Source organism: Nocardioides sp. GCM10027114 (assembly GCF_042659625.1).
Lineage (GTDB): Bacteria > Actinomycetota > Actinomycetes > Propionibacteriales > Nocardioidaceae > Nocardioides.
The window spans coordinates 93,856-112,437 of sequence record NZ_JBHSSS010000025.1 but is presented as its reverse complement, the minus strand read 5'-3'; the positions used below and the strand labels follow the sequence as shown (position 1 = coordinate 112,437).

Here is an 18,582-nt window from a genome sequence, read left to right as displayed (position 1 = left end):
TCTTATTGACACCAATTCAATAGCGCCACTACCGTCGCGGGCATGACCCCCTCGGGCAGCACCCTCCCCCGACACGTCCGCCACCTCGTCATCGGCGCGGGCTTCGCCGGGCTCTGCACCGCGATCAAGCTCGACGAGGACGGCGAGCGCGACTTCCTCGTCGTCGAGCGCGGACCCGAGGTCGGTGGCACCTGGCGCGACAACACCTACCCGGGCGCCGCCTGCGACGTGCCCAGCCAGCTCTACTCGTTCTCGTTCGCGCCCAACCCCGACTGGAGCATGTCCTTCTCGCCCCAGCCGGAGATCCAGGAGTACCTGCGCCGGGTCGCCCGTGAGTCCGGCGTCCTCGACCGGTTCGTCTTCGGCACCGGCGTCGAGCAGGCCGCCTGGGACGACGCCGCGCAGCGGTGGGTGGTCCGCCTCTCCGGCCCCGACGGCGAGCAGACCGTCACCTCCACGACGCTCGTCAGCGGCGCCGGCGGCCTCTCCGAGCCGCGGCTGCCCGACATCGACGGCATCGACGACTTCCAGGGCGAGGTCTTCCACTCGGCGCAGTGGAACCACGACGTCGACCTCACCGGCAAGCGGGTCGCCGTCATCGGCACCGGCGCCTCCGCGATCCAGATCGTCCCGGAGCTGCAGAAGGTCGTCGGCCACCTCGACGTCTACCAGCGCACCGCGCCCTGGGTGATCCCGCGCAACGACCGCCGCTACACCCGCGTCGAGCGGCTCGCCTTCCGCCACCTCCCGGCGCTGCAGCGGCTCGCCCGCACGGCGATCTACTGGGGCCGGGAGACCTACGTGCCGGCCTTCACGGTCGACGCCCGGATCGCCACGCCCGCCAAGAAGATGGCGCTGGCCAACATCCGCAAGGGCATCTCCGACCCCGAGCTGCGGGAGAAGGTGACCCCGTCGTTCGAGATCGGCTGCAAGCGGATCCTGATCTCGAACACGTACTACCCCGCCCTCGACGCCGACAATGTCGACCTCGTCACCGACCGGATCACCAAGGTCACCGGCAACGCCGTCGTCACCGCCGACGGCACCGAGCGGCCGATCGACGTGCTCGTGGTCGCGACCGGCTTCCACACCACCGACCTGCCGATCGCCGAGAAGATCCGCGGCCGCGACGGCCGGAGCCTGGCCGAGACCTGGCGGGAGGTCGGGATGAGCGCCTACAAGGGCACCACCGTCCACGGCTTCCCCAACCTGTTCATCCTGGCCGGCCCCAACACCGGGCTGGGACACTCGAGCATGGTGTTCATGATCGAGTCGCAGGTCGCCTACCTCCGCGACGCCGTCCGCACCATGCGGCTGCACCGGTACGGCGCGATCGAGCCCAGCGCCCGCACCCAGGCCGCCTGGAACGACGACCTCCAGCGCCGCATGCAGCGCACCGTGTGGCAGACCGGCGGCTGCTCGAGCTGGTACCTCGACGAGCACGGCCGCAACACCACGCTGTGGCCGCGCACCACCTTCACCTTCCGGCGCCAGCTCGCGGAGTTCGACGTGGCCGCGTACGACGTCGCGGCCCCGGTGACCGCGGACGAACAGGCCGGCGAGCCGGCCGGGGTCCCGGCGTGAGCCGCCGCCACCCGGGCGTGACCGCCCTCGAGGACCGGGTCGTCGTCGTCACCGGCGCCGGCTCGGGCATCGGCCGGGCGATCGCCCTCCACGTCGCCGCCCGCGGCGCCCTGCTCGCGGTCTCCGACGTGGACGAGGACGGCCTGGCCGAGACCGTCGACCTCGCCAAGAACGCCGGCGCCCGCGAGGTGCGCGCCGACCGGCTCGACGTGGCCGACCGCGCCGCGGTGGCGGCGTACGCGCAGGAGGTCGTCGACCACTTCGGCCGGGTCAACGTCGTGGTCAACAACGCCGGCGTCGCGCTCGCGGGCCCGTTCCGCGAGATCGAGTACGACGACTTCGAGTGGATCGTCGGCATCAACTTCTGGGGCGTCGTCCACGGCACCAAGGAGTTCCTGCCGCACCTCGTCGCCTCGGGCGAGGGCCACGTCGTCAACATCTCCAGCCTGTTCGGCCTGATCAGCATCCCGGGCCAGAGCGCCTACAACGCCACCAAGTACGCCGTGCGCGGCTTCAGCGAGGCGCTGCGCGAGGAGATGCTCGTCGACCGGCTCCCCGTCGGCGTGACCGTGGTCCACCCCGGCGGGATCAAGACCGCAATCGCCCGCAACTGCCGCGTCACAGCCGGCGAGGACAAGGCGGCCACCGCGGCGCTGTTCGACAAGAAGCTGGCGTCGATGTCCCCCGAGCGGGCCGCCGAGATCATCGTCGACGGCATGCTCGCCGGGAAGGCCCGGGTGCTCGTCGGGCTCGACGCGCACCTCATCCACCAGGCCGCGAAGCTGCTCGGGTCGCGCTACCAGGAGGTGGCGGCCCGGATCAGCCGGCGGCTGATGTCCCGCCGCTGACCCGCCCGAAACTCAGCCCTGACCCGCCCGAAAGTTTCGGGCGGGTCGGCGTGGGGGTGGTAGAACGTCGGCGTGACCCCCGCTCCCGGCTCCGCGGTCCGCGTCGTCATGAGCAAGTGGGGCGACCGGCCGCACTGGGAGTTCGGCGGGGTCCTGCTGGGCAGCGACGCGCAGGGCGACTGGGTCGGCATCGCCGGCGGCAGCCACTTCTCGCGACCGGGCGCCGAGTACGTCGCCCCGGTCGACCAGGTCATGCTCGCCCCCGCCGGCCACCACTGGATGGCTACCTTCCACGCCGACGGCGGGCCGGTGGAGGTCTACGTCGACATGACCACGCCTCCGGTGTGGGACGGGAACGTGCTGCGCGCGGTCGACCTCGACCTCGACGTGGTGCGCGGCGCCACCGGCCGGGTGTGGGTCGACGACGAGGACGAGTTCGCCGACCACCGGACCCGGTTCGGCTACCCGGACGAGGTGGTCCGTGCGGCCCTCGACTCCTGCGACCGGGTGCGCGACGCGCTCGAGCACGCCGTCGCGCCGTACGACGGCCGCACGCACCGCGCCTGGCTGCGCCAGCTGCGGGCCCTCGTGGGCCAGTGAGCCTCAGCGGCGGCCGCGGGCGGCCTCGCGCTGCTCCTTGCGGGCCCGCCGGGCCTCCTGCTCTGCCTGCTCCCGCTCGGTGCGCTCCTGGGCCTTCTGGGTCCGCTCGTCCGTGCGCTGCTGCCGGCGCGCGGTGGCCCGCTCGCGGCGGGCGGCCGCCCGCTCCTCGCGAGCGGCGCGGCCCGTGCGCGCCGGAGGACCGACGAGGCGGGGCCCGGCCAGTCGGCTCTCGAGCTTCGCGGCCTCGCGACGCAGCGGCTGGGCGACGTACTCGCCGAGGATGACGCCGGACGCCAGCGCGATCGCGACCGACGCGGCGGTGACCATCGCGAGCAGGCCCTGCGAGGTGGACTGGTCCCCCTCGGCGAGCAGCGCCAGGCCTCGGTAGATCGACAGACCGGGCAGCATCGGCACCACGGCGGAGACGACCACGACCAGCGGCGGCACCTTGAGCCGGCCGGCGACGGTGTAGCTCACGAGACCGACGAAGAAGGCGGCCAGCGCCACCGGCCAGGCGCGGCCGAAGCCCTGCACCACGAAGGACTGCGAGATCAGCATCGCCAGCGCGGCGATGAGCGCGATGGGCAGGATGATCCGCTTCGGGGCGTACGACGCGACGGCGAACGCCCCGGCCGCGATGGCGCCGCCCCCCGCCAGCACGGCGACGCTGGTCCAGCTGCCGATGCCCGGGTCGATCCGGTCGATCTCGAGGTTGGCCGCGGTGGCGATGGTCAGTCCGCCGCTGACGCCGGCGATGATGCCGGCCGTGGCCAGCAGCGCCTCGGTGAGCCGGGCGCCCGCCGTGACGTAGAAGCCGGACAGGGCGTCCTGCAGCGCGCCCATGAAGCCGATCCCGGCCAGCAGCATGATGATGTTCGCGGTGATGACCAGCGAGGTGTCGACGTCGAGCGGCGTCGCCGCCACGGCCAGCGCCAGCAGCGTCGCGATGCCGCCGCCCGCGACCTGCTGGTAGAAGTACGGGATCCGGCGCCGCTGCATGACCAGCTGGGACCGGTCGATGCAGACGGCGGCGGTGAAGGCCACCGCGATCACGAGCGGGCCGCCACCGAGCATCAGGCCGACGCCGCCGCACATGACGCCCCAGGCGAGGCTGACGGCCCAGCGCGGCGTGAGGTGGCCGGAGGAGACGATCCTCGCGAGCGTGCTGCGCGCCTCGAGGAGGTCGACCCGGTCGGCCAGCACGTCGCGGACGAGGTGGTCGACCGAGGTGAGGTCCTCGTAGTCGATGTCGCGCTGCTTGACCTGGCGGATCTGGATGAGCGGGGGCTCCTCCGGGCTCGACTGGTAGGTCATGGCCAGCGAGGTGAAGGTGACGTCGATGTCGGGGTGGCGCACCCCGAAGTGCCAGGCCAGGGTCCGCATGGTGGCCGTGACGTCCGCGGCACCGGCACCCGAGGACAACAGCAGCTCGCCCACCCTGAGACAGAAGTCCAGTGTCAGGTTGAGTGAACGAGCGTCGAGCATGTCGACAATGCTGACACTTCCGGCGCCCGCCACTGCCGTGAGGGTGGTGTGGTGTGCTGCACTTGTCGCGTGCGCATCGACTTCCACGCGTCGCCCCGCCCCACCCTCGGCGTGGAGTGGGAGCTCGCGCTGGTCGACAGGGAGTCGCGCGACCTGGTCAACGGGGCCGCCTCGTTGTTCGAGCTCGCGGTGCCCCGGCTCGACGACCCGGGCCGGCTCCACAAGGAGCTGCTGCGCAACACCGTCGAGGTCGTGACCGGCATCTGCGACACGGTCGCCGAGGCCGTCGAGGACCTGGTCGGCACGCTGCGGGTGGTGCTGCCGGCCGCCGACGAGCTCGGTCTCGACCTGTTCGGGGCCGGCGCGCACCCCTTCGCGGCGTGGTCGTCGCAGGTGCTCACCCCGGGCCACCGCTACGAGGAGCTCATCAACCGCACCCAGTGGTGGGGCCGGCAGATGCTCATCTGGGGGTTGCACGTCCACGTCGGGATGCCCGAGCGGGACCGGGTGATCCCGGTGCTGTCGTCGCTGCTCAACACCTTCCCGCACCTGCAGGCGTTGTCGGCGTCCTCGCCGATCTGGGCCGGCACCGACACCGGCTACGCCTCCAACCGGGCCCTGATGTTCCAGCAGCTGCCCACGGCCGGGCTGCCCTTCCAGTTCGAGACCTGGGGCGAGTACGAGGACTTCGTCGACGACCAGCTCACGACCGGCGTCATCGAGGGGTTCACCGACATCCGGTGGGACATCCGGCCGTCGTCCGAGCTCGGCACCATCGAGAACCGGGTCTGCGACGGCGTCTCCGACGTCCGCGAGCTCACCGGGCTGGTGGCCCTCATGCACTGCCTCGTGGTCGACCTCGACCAGCGGCTGGCGGCGGGCGAGGAGCTCCCGACCATGCCGCCGTGGCACGTCCAGGAGAACAAGTGGCGCGCCGCCCGCTACGGCCTCGACGCCGAGATCATCCTCGACTCCGCGTGCCGCGAGCGGCTGGTCACCGACGACCTCGCCGACCTGCTCGAGCGGCTCACGCCGGTCGCCCGGAGGCTCGACTGCGAGGACGAGCTGCGCAGCGTCGCCGACATCCCGCGGGTCGGGGCGTCGTACCAGCGGCAGCGGGCGGTGCTGGACCGCACCGGCGGCGACCTCGTCGCCGTCGTCGACTCGGTGGTCCGCGAGCTGCGGACGTCGCTCGGGCACGGCGTGCCCGCCGGGGTCCGCTGACCGCGCCCCCGGTGCCGGCTGTCCGTGCCGGCTGTCCGTGCCGGCTGTCCGTGCCGGCTGCCCGTGCCGGCTGTCCGTGCCGGAGCGGTGGGTCAGTAGCCGCCCTCCGGCGGCACCATCTCGAGGCGTACGCCGAGCAGCCGCACCGGCCGGTCGCGCTCGACCCGCTCGAGCAGCGACGCCGCCGCGTCGGCCAGCGTCTCCGGGTCGTTGCTCGGCCGGGGCAGGGTCAGGCTGCGGGTCACGGTGACGAAGGGCCGGAAGCGCACCTTGAGGCCGACCCGCGCCGCCGGCCGCCCCTCCCGGTCGATGTCGGCCAGCGCCCGCACCGCGATCCGGCGCACGTGCGCCTCCACCTCGGCCCAGTCGGTGACGTCCTGCTGGAAGGTCTCCTCGTGGCCGTGGGCGCGGGGCACCCACGGGCTGGCGTCGACCCGGCCGCCGTCGGCCCCGCGGCCGAGCCGGTGGAACCACGGCCCCATCGTGGGCCCCAGCGCGGCAGCCAGCCGTCCGACGTCGGCGGCCGCGAGCTCGGCGACGGTCGCGACGCCCAGCGCCTCGAGCTTGCGGGCCGTGCGCGAGCCGATCCCCCACAACGCCGTCGTGGGCCGCTCCCCCATCACCTCGAACCAGGTGTCCGCGGTCAGCCGGAAGGTGCCACGCGGCTTGCCCATGTCGGTCGCGATCTTGGCGCGCAGCTTGTTGTCGCCGATCCCCACCGAGCAGTGCAGTCGGGTCGCCTCCAGCACGGCGGCCCGCACCTGCTCCGCAAAGGCCACCGGGTCGCCGAGGTCGCCGTGGCCGTCCCCGGCGGCCAGGAACGCCTCGTCCCAGCCGAGCACCTCGACCACCACCGGCACCCCGCCCCACTCCAGCGCCCGCAGCGCCGCCATCACCTCGGTCGAGGCGGCGTCGTACGCCGACGCGTCGACCGGCAGGAAGACCGCGTCGGGGCACCTGCGCAGCGCCACCCGCAGCGGCATCCCGGAGCCGACGCCGAACTCCCTGGCCTCATAGGACGCCGTCGACACGACCCCGCGCTCGGTGGGATCGCCACGGCCGCCCACGACGACCGGGAGCCCCGCCAGCTCGGGACGCCGCAGCACCTCCACCGCCGCGATGAACTGGTCGAGGTCGACGTGCAGCACCCACTGCTGGTCCGGCGGGGTGTCGGGACTCATCAGTGCCTACCGCGGCGGGGGCGGCAGCGCATCGGACGCCTCGAGCTGGTCCATCCCGGTCATCAGCAGCAGGTCGGTCGTCAGCGACCGGAGCTGGGCCAGGATCGCCTCCGCGGCGAGAACCTCGCTGCGCTCCACCTGGCCGGTGGCCTGCCCGACCCCGAGCAGCGCCGGCTGGGCGGCCGTGGCCATGCGGTTCTCGGACAGCTCGATCGCGATCACGTTGGTGGCGTCGGCGAGATCGTGCGCCAGCCGGGCGTAGGCCTGCGGCACCGGCCGGCGGTGGTAGGCCGCGACCGCGACCTGCCGCACCAGCACCCGGGTGGTCCGCAGCGACCGGTCCAGCGGGTCGACCAGCTCGGTCATCCGCCGCAGCTGGCCGCGGTGGCGGATCCGGAACGGCGACGACGCCACGACCGCCAGCCCCTCGTCGGCGGCGGACTGGAGCTCGCGGATCAGGTAGTCGGTGGCGCGGGCGTCGGCCAGCAGGTCGAGCGCGGGCTCGGACTCGCCGTCGAGCATCGCGTCCCCGGCGGCACGGAGCAGCTGGCCGATCTTGCGCACCACCACCGCGGCCTGCTCCCGTGGCCGGCGCAGCGGCGCCGCCGGCACGACGGTCGCCGCGACCAGCGCCACCGCGCCCCCGATGAGGGCGTCGGTCCACCGGGTGAAGGCGGCGTCGGGGTCCGGGATGAGGGTGCTGACGACGATCGCCTGCACCGCCGCCTGGTTGACGAAGAGCTGGCCGCCGTCGAGCAGGAACGCCACCGACATCGCCAGCCCGACGATCAGGGTCAGCTGCCACCAGCCGATGCCGATCTGCAGCACCAGCATGTCGCCGACGAAGACGCCGATCGCGACGCCGACCGTCACCTCGGCCACCCGCCGCAGCCGCTGGCCGTAGGAGGTGCCGAGGCTGAGCACCGCGGCGATCGGGGCGAAGAACGGCGTCGGGTGGCCGACGAGGTCGGCGGCGATCCACCATGCCACCCCGGCCGCGAGCGCGCACTGGCCGATCTGCCAGGACTTCGACCGCAACCGCGCCTGCCGGGCAGCGAGCGAGCTGCGGCCGCGCTGCCAGGCGCGGTCCAGCGGAGCGGCCTCCATGGCGCGATCCTGCCAGACCGCCCCTCACCCGGCGCCGGTTCGCCGGCCCCTCAGCGTCGGCGGTTCGCCCAGCGCAGCGCGACCTTCATGTCGTCGAGGTCGGCGTGCCAGGTGCGGACCTCGGTGCGGCAGCGCACCCGCTCGACGCGGGTGTCGTACTCGAGGCACTCGGCCCGCGCCTCGGAGTCCGTCGGCGGGTAGAGCACGGAGCCGTCGTAGTGGTGGATCGCGAACCCGTCGGCGGCGTCGCCGGTGACCTTCACGATCGTGTCGTGGGGCGGGATCCAGCGCCCCGCCGGCTCCGAGGGGGCAGCCGCCCCACCCCCGGCCAGGGCCGTCCCCACGCTGCCGGCCACCAGGGCCAGCGCGGCCGTCAGCACGCTCGCGGCGTATCGCTTCATGTCGTCTCCTCGCATGTCGTCGCACCGGTCGGTCCCGGTGCCTGACGGGGACGCTAGGGACGGACGCAGACGCGCGACGGCCGCGCCGGTCCGGGCTGTGGAGCCGGGGCCGGCGCGGCCGTGCTGGGGACGGGAGGTGGGCCCGTCAGGGGCGGGTCACCAGGCGTAGGTCACCGAGATCGTGGTGTTGCTGCAGCCCGAGGCCAGCGACTGCAGGGCACTCTTCTCGGTCGAGTCGACGGTCAGCCGCCAGCGGTGCTTCACCGCGACCCACTCGCCGAGGTATCGGCACTTGTCGTACTGCGGCATCCACTCGGCCGGGTCCTGGTCGCCCTTGGACTGGTTCACGTTGTCGGTCACGCCGACCAGCGAGCGGTAGTCGCCGAGGTCGTTGGCGAAGGACTGGCGCAGGCTCGTGGACCAGCTCCGGGCACCGGAGTCCCAGGCCTCGGCCAGGGGCACCATGTGGTCGATGTCGATGTCGGAGGTGTTCGTCCACGACACGCGGTCGTAGTAGGAGAACCAGCGGCCGCCGGACAGCGAGCAGCCCGAGCCGACGGTCACCGGGTCGTCGGCCTCGGCGATGAGCACCTCGTTGCGGGTGTGGCAGCCGTCGCCGTCCGCGTCGATCCAGTGCGGGAAGAGGTCGCGGTTGTAGCCGGTGCGGACCTCGGTGGCGACCGGCAGGTCGGAGATCGCGGTCATCAGCGGCGCCGAGTACTGACTGGCGGCGGCCTGGGCGGACTGGGGGACGGCGACCAGGCCACACGCGAGCGCGAGGGCGAGGACGAGACGGCGCAGCTGCACTGGAACTCCCGAGACAGAGCTGGACGACGCGACCGGTCGGTCGCGTCGTCAGCAGCCTGCCGCTCGCGCGACCCCGTGGGAAGACCCTGCGCCCATCCGACCCCGGGGATGCCCGGGATGTTCGCCGCCCGTTCTCCGGGCGGACCCGTCAGCGGTCGCCCGACTCGGTCAGTCGTCCTCGTCGTCCTTGTCGGGCTTGCCCGGCTTCTCGCCCTTGTCGTGCTTGTCGGCGCCCTTCCCCTTGCCGGGGTGCTCGTCCTCGTCGTCCTCCTCCTCGGACTCCTCGGTCTCCTCGGGCTCGGACTCCTCGGGCGCGGCGGACTGGGTCGGCGTCGGCTCCGGGAGCGGCTCGGGCTCGGCGGGCTCCTCGTCTGCGAGCCGGGCGAGCAGCGCCTCGGCGGCCGCGACGATCGCGTCGGCCTGGGCCGCGTCGATCTCGCCCGCGGCCTCGGCCTCCTCCGCGGTCGCCACCAGGTCCTCGACCGCGTCGCGGGTCGTCGCGTGGTCGCCGGCGACGACCGCCGCGTCGACGGCGGCCAGCCGGTCGGACAGCTCGGGGACCGCCTCGACGGGGCTCGTGCCGCCGCAGCCGGACAGCCCGAGGAGCACGGCCGTGCAGCCTGCGGCGAGCAGCCGGCGCACCATTCAGGACCTCCCGTTGACGGCGTCGTGCAGGTCCCGCAGCGGCTGCTCGAACCGCTGCGGGGTGTCGGCGGGGATGTCGGTCTCGCCCGCGCCCGACCCGTCGCCACCGGAGGTGCCGGCGGCCAGCGCGACCACCACGATGAGCAGCAGCAGGGCGGCCACCGCTGCGGCGACCCCCTTCTGGTGGGCGGGCATCGCGACCACGCGGCGCCAGCCGGCGCGCGCGCCGTCCGCGGCCCGGCGGCCGAGGACCGGCGTGGTCTCCGCCGTACGCCGCCACGCGCCCGCCGCTGACGCCGCCAGCGCGTCTCCCGCGCGGTCGAGCGCCGAGGGCGTTGCGGGGGCAGGGGCAGGGGCGGCCTGCTGGGTGGCCATCACCCGGGTCGCCTCGGCACCGGCCGCCGCGGAGGGCGCTCCGGCGTCGGCCGGGGGCGCCTCGACCCGGCCCAGCATCGAGGCCACCTCGCGGGCGCTGGGGCGCGCGGCCGGGTCGGCCGCGGTCATCGCGCGCAGAGTTTCAGCCCACCGGCCGGGAAGGTGGCCGGGGATGTCGGGGTCGCGGTGCAGCCGGGCCACGGCCGCCTCCATGGCCGGACCGGGGAACGCGCGCTCCCCGGTCAGCGCCTCCAGCAGCACCAGGCCCAGCGAGTAGACGTCGACGGCCGGGGTCACGGGCTCGCCGCGGACCTGCTCGGGGGCGAGGTAGGCGGCCGAGCCGATGGTCATGCCGGTGCGGGTGTGGCCGGCCGAGTCGCCGAGCAGCTTGGCGATGCCGAAGTCGGCGAGCTTGGCCCGGTGGTCGCGGTCGAGCAGCACGTTGCCGGGCTTCACGTCGCGGTGGACGACGTCGCGGCCGTGGGCGTAGGCGAGCGCCTCGGCGACGTGCCGGCCGAGCGCGGCGACCCGGTCGGTCGCCACCGGCCCGAGCCGGATCTCGTCGGCGAGGGTGCTGCCCTCGACGAGCTCGAGGACGAGGAAGGGTCGCTCTGCGGCTGCGCCGGCCAGGCCGGCGTCGAGCACGGTCACGAGCCCGTGGTGGGACAGCCCCGCCAGGGTGCGCGCCTCGGCGGTGAACCGGTCGCGGTCGCTGTCGTTGCCGGCGACGTCGCGCAGCACCTTGACCGCGACGTCGCGGTGCAGCAGCCGGTCGGTGGCCCGATAGACGTCGGCCATGCCGCCGCTGCCGAGACGCTCGCCGAGCTCGTAGCGGTCGCCGAGCACCTGCGGTGCCGCACCGCCGGACGAGGGGCCTACTGGCGCGGGGCCTCCTGACCGGGCATCGGTGACCACGACCACCTCCTGGATTCCTGTGTGCGGGTGCCAACGGGACCCGTCGAGCGTACGTCGGTGTGTCCTACCCGCGCCCCGGGTGCTGCAGCCCCGGCCCCGCGGGTGTGCTGCCTCACACCGGCCTCGGGAGGCGTACCCGTTCGCGTGAGGCGTCGTTCGCACTTGTGGCCCGCCGGTCCGCAGGGAAGGATCGGACGACACCCGCTCGGGGGGTAAGGAAAGGGGTGGTAGCCACCGTGGTCTCACCAGTCGACCCGACCGCTGCAGGATTTCTGCTCGCGGAGAACCGCAGCATGCCCATGCACGTCGGAGGACTCCAGCTGTTCCGCAAGCCGGAGGGCGCCGGACCCGACTACGTCCGCGAGATGTACCTCGCGATGCGTGACGTGGAGGAGGTCGCGCCGCTGTTCCTCAAGCACCCACACCGGTCGGTGAAGACCGCCGGGCAGCTGGTCTGGCGCGAGGACGAGCAGTTCGACATCGAGCACCACGTGCGGCACAGCGCGCTGCCCCAGCCCGGCCGGGTGCGGGAGCTGCTCGAGCTGTGCTCCCGGCTGCACTCGACCCGGCTCGCGTGGGAGCGACCGCTGTGGGAGGCCCACGTCATCGAGGGCATGGCCGACGGCCGGGTCGCGATGTACACCAAGACCCACCACGCCCTGGTCGACGGCGTCTCGGCGATGCGGCTGCTGCAGAGCGTGCTGACCACCGACCCCGACCAGCGCGGCATGCCCGCCCCGTGGGCTGCGCGGCCACGGCCCAGCGAGGCGCCGTCCGACCCGGGCGGCTCCAGCGACTCGGGCGCCACGGCCACCGCCCCGGCGACCGGCGGCGCCGTCTCGCCGGCGGACCTCCCGCTGGAGGCGTTCCGCACCGCGATGGGCATCACCGCCGAGGCCGCCGGCCTGCCGGCCGCGCTCGTCCGGACGCTCACCCGCAGCGTGCGCAACGAGACCTCGGCGCTCTCCCTCTACGCGCCGCGCACGATCCTCAACCGCACCATCACCGGCTCCCGCCGCTTCGCCGCGCAGGACTGGCCGGTCGAGCGGCTCCGGGCGATCGGCAAGGCGACCGGCACCACCCTCAACGACGTGGTGCTCGCGATGTGCAGCGGCGCCCTGCGCAGCTACCTCGACGAGCTCAACGCGCTGCCCGACGCCCCGCTGGTCGCGATGGTGCCGGTCGGCCTCAAGGCCAAGGAGTCGCAGCTTCCCTCGCTCGAGGGTGGCAACGCGGTCGGCGCCGTGATGGTCCAGCTCGGCACCAACCTCGCCGACCCGGCGCAGCGGCTGGCGACCGTCCACCGGTCGATGCTGGACGGCAAGGAGGCCCTCTCCTCCATGACGCCGATCCAGATCCTCGCGATGAGCGCCATCGGCCAGGCGCCGGCGATCCTCACCCCGCTGTTCCGGATGCAGGGCCTGGTGCGGCCGCCGTACAACACGATCATCAGCAACGTGCCCGGTCCGCGCACCACCCACTACTGGAACGGCGCGGAGCTGCTCGGCACCTACCCGCTGTCGATCCCGATCAACGGGATGGCGCTCAACATCACCTGCACGTCGTACGACGGGAAGATGTGCTTCGGCCTGACCGGCTGCCGGCGCACCCTGCCGCACCTGCAGCGGCTGCTCGCGTTCCTCGACGACGAGGTGGCGGCGCTGGAGAAGGCCGCCGACCTCTGACCCGCCTGCGCACGCCTCAGCGCAGGTAGACGGCCTTCACCACGTAGTCGAAGAGGGCGTCGGGCAGCAGCCGCCGCGACCGGACGATGCTGCCCGCGCCCTTGCCGACGGGGTAGCGCGCCCGCGGGGTGTTGGTCAGCGCGGCCTTGACGATCTTGCGGGCGACCACGTCGGGCTTGCTGGAGAGCAGCCGGCTGGTGTCGCCGAGCTTCATGGTGCGGACGACCTTCTGCGCCATCTCCTCGTAGGCCCCGCCGGCCGCCTGCTCGACGAGGCTGTCGCGGGCGATCTCGTTCCACTCGGTGCGGATCGGGCCGGGCTCGATGATCACCACGTCCATCCCGAACGGCGCCAGCTCGACCCGCAGGCTGTCGCTGAAGCCCTCCACGGCGAACTTGGTGGCGTGGTACCAGGCGCCCATCGGCTCGTAGAACTTGCCGCCCACCGAGGAGATGTTGAGGATCCGGCCGCGGCGGTCGTGCTCGGCGTACGCCGCCCGCATGTGCGGCGTGACCAGCTGGGTGAGCCGGGCGAGGCCGAAGACGTTGACCTCGAACTGCCGGCGGGCCTCGTCGATCGGGACGTCCTCGACGGCGCCGTAGGAGCCGTAGCCGGCGTTGTTGACCAGCACGTCGATCCGGCCCTGCTCGGCCATGACCCGCTCGACGCCGGCGACCATCGAGGCGTCGTCGGTGACGTCCATGCCGAAGACGTGCGCCCCGGCGGCCTCGAGGTCGGCCATCCGGTCGACCCGGCGAGCGACGGCGTACACCTCGAAGCCGGCGCCGAGGAACCGCCGGACGGTGTGCTCGCCGATGCCGCTGGAGGCGCCGGTGACGAGGACGACGCGCTTGTCGGTGGTGGCCATGGGAGGTCCTTCAGCTCTCGGGGGTGGGTAGTACGGAGTCCAGAACGAGCCCGCCGCCGATCCGTTCCGCGACGGCGGCGAGCCGGGCGCGGGTGATGTCGGCGACGGTGAGCAGCCCGGCGGCGTGGGCGTTCGAGCCGACCCGGGTCGGCTCGGTCGAGTTGATCGACAGGCAGCGCCGCTTGCCGCCGTCCTCGGCGTTCTGCAGCGCGACCGCGTGGCCGGTGGTGCCGCTGCCGGCGAAGAAGTCGAGCACGGTCACGTCGTCGGGCATCGTGCCGAGGATCCGCCGCAGCAGCCCGGTGGGCTTGGGCGACTCGAAGACGTGGCCGACGATCTCCTTGAGCTCGGCGACGGCGGTGTCGGTGGAGCCGACCTCCTCGGCGAGCCAGATCGTGCGCAGCTTCTTGCGGCGGCCGCCGTCGCGGTGCAGCCAGTCCTTCTGGAAGACGTCGACCCGCTGCCCCTGGCGCCCGTTGACGGTGCGGCAGACCAGGTCGTCGGGCCGCTCGTCGATCCGCGGCCGGCTCCACCGCCACACCGCAGGCCGGCCGTCGCCGAAGACCGGCTCGATCTCGACGGCCCCCTCGAACGGTGTCGTCGCGACCCGGCCGGTCGCCGGGTCGCCGTACACCGGGAAGTGCAGGGTGCGGGCCGTGGCGGGGTTGAACTTCTTGTTGGTGTTGCGCAGCGGCAGGTGCCGGTAGCGGCGGCCGTCCGGCGCGGTCAGCGGGAAGTCGCGTTCGTCGACGGCGTCGGGGCTGCTGGCGTCGAGCGCGCAGGTGGCGGCGTCGAGGGCGTAGACGAGGAGGTACTCGTGGCTGGTCGCGAACCCCTTGCCGAGCTGGCGGCCCTTGGCGTTGAGGTTGACCACGACCTGGGCGAGGAAGTTCCGCTCGCCGAAGACGTCGTCCATCAGCAGCCGCAGGTGGGCGGCCTCGTTGTCGTCGATGCTGACGCAGATCGCCGACCGCGAGCTCATCGCCGTCCGCGCCGCCTCGAGCCGCGGCCGCATCATCGCCACCCAGGCCTGGTGGCGGGTGGCGCGACTGCCGATGCCGGTGCCGTGGCGGAAGTCGTCGCGGTAGGCGAAGTCGTTGCCCGTGTTGTACGGCGGGTCGATGTAGACGAGGTCGACCGACCCGGGCTCCAGCCGCGGCAGCACCTCGAGGTTGTCGCCCTCCACGAAGACGTTCCAGACGTCGGAGTCTCGGGAGAAGGGGCTGACGGCCACCCCCGCAGGCTAGTGCGTCACGCGCCCGAAACACGGCTCGCCTAGGGTCCGGTCGTGCCGCTGCTGACGATCACGACCGAGGACCCGCGCGCCGACGACGTACGCCGTCTCCTCGCCCGCCACCACGCGCTGATGCTCGAGCACAGCCCGCCCGAGGGCGTGCACGCGCTCGACGTGGACGGCCTGTGCGACCCGTCGGTGACGTTCGTCGGCGGCCGGGCGGACGGGGAGCTGCTGGCGGTGGGGGCGCTCAAACGGTTGGGTGCTGCGGGGTCCGGTGGTTGGGGCGGGCCGGGCGGGCACGCCGAGCTGAAGTCGATGCACGTGGCGGCGGGGTCGCGCGGCCTCGGGCTGGGCCGGCACGTGCTCGACCACCTGCTCGCGCTGGCTCGTTCCGAGGGGCTGGCGCGGGTCAGCCTGGAGACCGGCTCGATGGCGGCGTTCCTCCCCGCGCGCACCCTTTACGCCTGCGTGGGCTTCCGCGAGTGCGGGCCGTTCGACGACTACCAGCCGAGCCCGTTCAGCACGTTCATGACCCTGGACCTGGAGGTCGGCGCGGGATAGTTCGTGACGTTCGGGTCGCCCGCAGTCCGGCATTGCGACCCGATCGTCACGAACTGTCCGGCACCCGCGTGACCCCGACCGCCCCTGCCGCGTTGTCCCCGCATGCGACCGCTGCGCACCCTCTCCTGCCGCCCCGTCCCTGCCGTCACCGCCGCCCTTGCGGCCTGCGCGTTGGCGGCGGGCCTCCTCGCCGCCCCGGCCCAGGCCGAGTCCGGCTCCGGCGCCCGGGCCGTCGCCCAGGCCGAGCCGTCCGTGACCGACGGCTGCCTCGAGAGCGTCCCCGAGCCGGGCAGCACGGACCCGGTCGAGATCTGCTGGACGCTGTTCCGGCCGGAGGGTGCCACCGCCGACAACCGCGTCCCGATGATCGTGCACAGCCACGGCTGGGGCGGCTCCCGCACGAAGGACCCGGCGGCGTTCGAGCGCTGGCTCGGCGCCGGGTACGGCGTGCTCTCGTTCGACCAGCGCGGCTTCGGCGCCAGCGGTGGCCAGGCGCACGTCGAGAACCCCCGTTACGAGGGCCACGACGTGCGCCGCCTGGTCAGGATGCTCAGCACCCTCGACTGGGTGCAGCAGGACGGCCCGGGCGACCCACGGCTGGGCGCGATCGGCGGCAGCTACGGCGGCGGCTACCAGTTCCTCGGCGCCTTCGAGCTCCTCCGCCGGCACGGCACCCCCGTGTTCGACGCGCTCGCCCCCGAGATCACCTGGTTCGACCTCAACCAGAGCCTCGCCCCCGAGGACGTCGTCCGTACCGAGTGGGCGCTGGCGCTGAGCGCCGCGGCCGCGTCCACGGACGCTCTCCCGCCGCGTGTCTACAAGGCGCTCGCCGAGGGCGCCGCCACCGGCACCTGGCCCGACGGGTCGGTCCCCGGCACCGAGGACATGGAGTCGTTCTTCCGCAAGAATGGTCCCGGCTGGCACGTGAAGCAGGGCCGCCGCCTCGACATCCCGGTGCTCCTCGGCCAGGGCACGACCGACACCCTCTTCAACCTGCAGCAGGGCCTCGCCAACTGGCACCGCGCGCTGACCCCCGCCTCGAAGCGGCGCAGCATCTTCGTCGCCTACAACGGCGGCCACGCGCTGCCCGCGGTGTTCCCCGCCGGCGTCGCCGTCACCTCCGACCCGTGCAGCGAGCAGCTCGCCGGCGACTCGTTCGCCGACCTCGCCCGCCGCTTCATGGACGAGCAGCTCAAGGGCCGCGACACCGGGCTCGCCGGCTACGGCCGGATCCACCTCGCCACCCCGGCCAGCACCTGCACGACCGTCGACAGCGTCGCCCCCTCCGCGTCGTACGACGTGGGGCTGGTCGCCACGCCGACCACCGGGTCGGCGCCGCTCGCCTACCCGGTCGCCGAGGGGCCGATCCGGATCGCCGGGACGCCGCGGATGGTCGGGAAGCTGACCGCGCTCGGCGTGCAGAACCGCGCGTTCTACGGCCTCGCCGTCGGCACCACCCCCGCCGATGCCCGGCTGGTGCAGAACAACGTGCTGCCGCTCAACGAGCCCGGACCGGTGACCGGCGAGAAGCGCCGCGTCGCGCTGCCCTCCGTGGCGGTCGACGTGCCGGAGGGCCAGACGCTGTACGTGCTGGCCAGCGCGGTGAGCGACACCTTCGTCGGCATGAGCAGCCGCACCCCGGGCGCGGTGCTTCTCGAGGACACGAAGGTGAAACTGCCGGTCGTCGGCCGCTGACCGACCTAGGCTGAGCCAGTGCGTGCCCAGTCCCGTCCGTCACTCCGGTCCCATGCCGCCGTCAGGACCGCGGCCGTCCTCACCTGCCTCGCGGTGGGCCTGGTCGCGCTGCTCGCGGCCGGCGCGGTGGACCGCCCGGGCGACGACCGCCGCGCGTCCGGCCGACTCCTGGACGGGGGCGCGGCGGCGAGCGGACTGGTGCTGGCCGCGCAGCAGGACGACCCCAGCCGGCCGCCCGGGCAGACCTCCGAGGGGATCCCCGGCGAGACGGCGGAGCCGCTCGAGCCCGGCGCCACCCTGGGCCGGGTCCGTATCGCCAAGGAGCGCAGCCGCAAGCTCGCCCCCGGCGTCCACTACAAGCGCTGGGACCGGATCGACCGCCGCGGCCGGGTCCGGCTGCACCTGCTCCGGGTCGACCCGAAGGCCAAGGGCGTCAGCCTCGACTACGCCACCGGCACGCTGGTCCCCGAGCGCCGCCCGCTGACGACGCTGCTGGAGGCGGACGCCGCCATCGCCGGGGTCAACGGCGGCTTCTTCGACATCTACGACACCGGCGCGCCGCTGGGCGTCGGCGTCGACCGGGAGCGCGGCTTCCTGCACTCGTCGTACTACACGTGGAACAACACCTTCTCGCTGTCGCGCCGCGGGGTGCCCGCGATCGGCAAGCTGCAGGCGGTCGCGACCATCGCCGAGTACCCCCAGGTCGAGATCAGCAACATCAACTCCCCCCGCGTCCGCGAGGCCAAGGCCGGCATCTACACGGCCGAGTGGGGCTCGACGATGGGCGACCGGATCACCGACGGCCAGACCCGCAACGTGCGGATGGTGCTCATCCAGGACGGGGTCGTCGTCGCCAACCGCACCACCCTGACCAAGGGCAAGCAGATCGAGGGCGTCGTGCTCGTCGGCCGCGGCCCCTCCGCCGAGCAGCTCGCCGAGCTCCGGGTCGGCACCGCCGCGACGGTGACCTGGAAGCTCCCCGGCCGCCACAGGATGGCGATCAGCGGCGAGAAGGTGCTGGTCCGCGACGGGAAGCGCAAGGTCCGCGAGGACACCCAGCTCCACCCCCGCACCGCCGTCGGCATCGACCGCAAGGGACGGGTCATGCTCCTCGTCGCCGACGGCCGCTCCGAGAAGAGCCGCGGGCTCACCCTCAAGGAGCTGGCCAAGCGGCTCCAGGAGGAGGGCGCGGTGGACGCGCTCAACCTCGATGGCGGCGGGTCCACGACCATGGCGGCCGTCAACGCCAAGGGCAACCTCCGCGTGACCAACAACCCCTCCGACGGCGACCAGCGGTCCATCCCCGACGGCATCGCCGTCACCGTCCGCGGCCGCGGCTGAGCCCCGTCCGGGAGCTCTCCGGG

General features: G+C 73.5%; 17 protein-coding genes. 8 read left to right on the top strand and 9 right to left on the bottom strand.

Translation table 11 applies throughout. The features are described from left to right. Positions 1-42: 42 nt before the first annotated feature. From ACFP2E_RS13715 to ACFP2E_RS13705, 3 genes are all read left to right on the top strand, one after another. Positions 43-1,584 (top strand): flavin-containing monooxygenase, encoded by a 1,542-nt coding sequence (locus ACFP2E_RS13715; RefSeq protein WP_378524043.1) that lies wholly within the window; start codon positions 43-45, stop codon positions 1,582-1,584. Then, positions 1,581-2,432: an SDR family NAD(P)-dependent oxidoreductase gene (locus tag ACFP2E_RS13710; RefSeq protein ID WP_378524042.1), complete on the top strand. Its 852-nt coding sequence runs from the start codon at positions 1,581-1,583 to the stop codon at positions 2,430-2,432. Before ACFP2E_RS13715 ends, ACFP2E_RS13710 begins: the two co-directional genes overlap by 4 nt. A 72-nt stretch (positions 2,433-2,504) precedes the next feature. Next, positions 2,505-3,032: a DUF402 domain-containing protein gene (locus ACFP2E_RS13705; RefSeq protein ID WP_378524041.1), complete on the top strand. Its 528-nt coding sequence runs from the start codon at positions 2,505-2,507 to the stop codon at positions 3,030-3,032. Positions 3,033-3,035: 3 nt separating this feature from the next. Here the strand turns inward: ACFP2E_RS13705 and ACFP2E_RS13700 are convergent, their stop codons facing one another. Beyond that, positions 3,036-4,517: a threonine/serine exporter ThrE family protein gene (locus ACFP2E_RS13700; protein WP_378524039.1), complete on the bottom strand. Its 1,482-nt coding sequence runs from the start codon at positions 4,515-4,517 to the stop codon at positions 3,036-3,038. Between the two features lie 69 nt (positions 4,518-4,586). On the opposite strand from ACFP2E_RS13700, the gene ACFP2E_RS13695 reads away from it, so the two are divergent. Next, entirely contained in the window at positions 4,587-5,741 is a 1,155-nt protein-coding gene (locus ACFP2E_RS13695; protein ID WP_378524038.1) for a glutamate--cysteine ligase, read from the top strand. Between the two features lie 92 nt (positions 5,742-5,833). Here the strand turns inward: ACFP2E_RS13695 and ACFP2E_RS13690 are convergent, their stop codons facing one another. The 6 genes from ACFP2E_RS13690 to ACFP2E_RS13665 form a co-directional block, all read right to left on the bottom strand. Further along, positions 5,834-6,922 carry a DNA polymerase IV gene (locus ACFP2E_RS13690; RefSeq protein ID WP_378524037.1) on the bottom strand — a complete coding sequence of 363 codons (1,089 nt, stop codon included), beginning with the start codon at positions 6,920-6,922 and terminating at the stop codon, positions 5,834-5,836. 6 nt (positions 6,923-6,928) lie between these two features. Continuing rightward, a complete protein-coding gene (locus tag ACFP2E_RS13685) occupies positions 6,929-8,029 on the bottom strand; it encodes an aromatic acid exporter family protein (RefSeq protein WP_378524036.1) in 1,101 nt (366 codons plus the stop codon). Between the two features lie 50 nt (positions 8,030-8,079). Then, positions 8,080-8,430, bottom strand: coding sequence for a hypothetical protein (locus tag ACFP2E_RS13680; protein WP_378524035.1), 351 nt, complete (start codon positions 8,428-8,430; stop codon positions 8,080-8,082). 156 nt (positions 8,431-8,586) lie between these two features. Then, positions 8,587-9,237 carry an HNH endonuclease family protein gene (locus ACFP2E_RS13675; RefSeq protein ID WP_378524034.1) on the bottom strand — a complete coding sequence of 217 codons (651 nt, stop codon included), beginning with the start codon at positions 9,235-9,237 and terminating at the stop codon, positions 8,587-8,589. Between the two features lie 168 nt (positions 9,238-9,405). After that, on the bottom strand, positions 9,406-9,882 hold the full coding sequence (locus ACFP2E_RS13670; RefSeq protein ID WP_378524033.1) for a hypothetical protein: 477 nt from the start codon (positions 9,880-9,882) through the stop codon (positions 9,406-9,408). Continuing rightward, entirely contained in the window at positions 9,883-11,172 is a 1,290-nt protein-coding gene (locus ACFP2E_RS13665; protein ID WP_378539343.1) for a serine/threonine-protein kinase, read from the bottom strand. A 59-nt stretch (positions 11,173-11,231) separates the two neighbouring features. Between ACFP2E_RS13665 and ACFP2E_RS13660 the strand changes: the two genes are divergently transcribed. Continuing rightward, positions 11,232-12,857, top strand: a complete 1,626-nt coding sequence (locus tag ACFP2E_RS13660; protein WP_378524031.1) for a wax ester/triacylglycerol synthase family O-acyltransferase — start codon at positions 11,232-11,234, stop codon at positions 12,855-12,857. A 16-nt stretch (positions 12,858-12,873) separates the two neighbouring features. Here the strand turns inward: ACFP2E_RS13660 and ACFP2E_RS13655 are convergent, their stop codons facing one another. Together ACFP2E_RS13655 and ACFP2E_RS13650 are read right to left on the bottom strand one after the other, a co-directional pair. After that, entirely contained in the window at positions 12,874-13,725 is an 852-nt protein-coding gene (locus ACFP2E_RS13655; RefSeq protein WP_378524030.1) for an oxidoreductase, read from the bottom strand. A gap of 10 nt (positions 13,726-13,735) precedes the next feature. After that, positions 13,736-14,959 (bottom strand): site-specific DNA-methyltransferase, encoded by a 1,224-nt coding sequence (locus ACFP2E_RS13650; RefSeq protein WP_378524029.1) that lies wholly within the window; start codon positions 14,957-14,959, stop codon positions 13,736-13,738. Between the two features lie 54 nt (positions 14,960-15,013). Between ACFP2E_RS13650 and ACFP2E_RS13645 the strand changes: the two genes are divergently transcribed. From ACFP2E_RS13645 to ACFP2E_RS13635, 3 genes are all read left to right on the top strand, one after another. After that, a complete protein-coding gene (locus ACFP2E_RS13645) occupies positions 15,014-15,523 on the top strand; it encodes a GNAT family N-acetyltransferase (protein ID WP_378524028.1) in 510 nt (169 codons plus the stop codon). A gap of 102 nt (positions 15,524-15,625) precedes the next feature. Next, positions 15,626-17,218 carry a CocE/NonD family hydrolase gene (locus ACFP2E_RS13640; RefSeq protein ID WP_378524026.1) on the top strand — a complete coding sequence of 531 codons (1,593 nt, stop codon included), beginning with the start codon at positions 15,626-15,628 and terminating at the stop codon, positions 17,216-17,218. Positions 17,219-17,236: 18 nt separating this feature from the next. Further along, entirely contained in the window at positions 17,237-18,559 is a 1,323-nt protein-coding gene (locus ACFP2E_RS13635; RefSeq protein ID WP_378524025.1) for a phosphodiester glycosidase family protein, read from the top strand. Positions 18,560-18,582 lie beyond the last annotated feature (23 nt).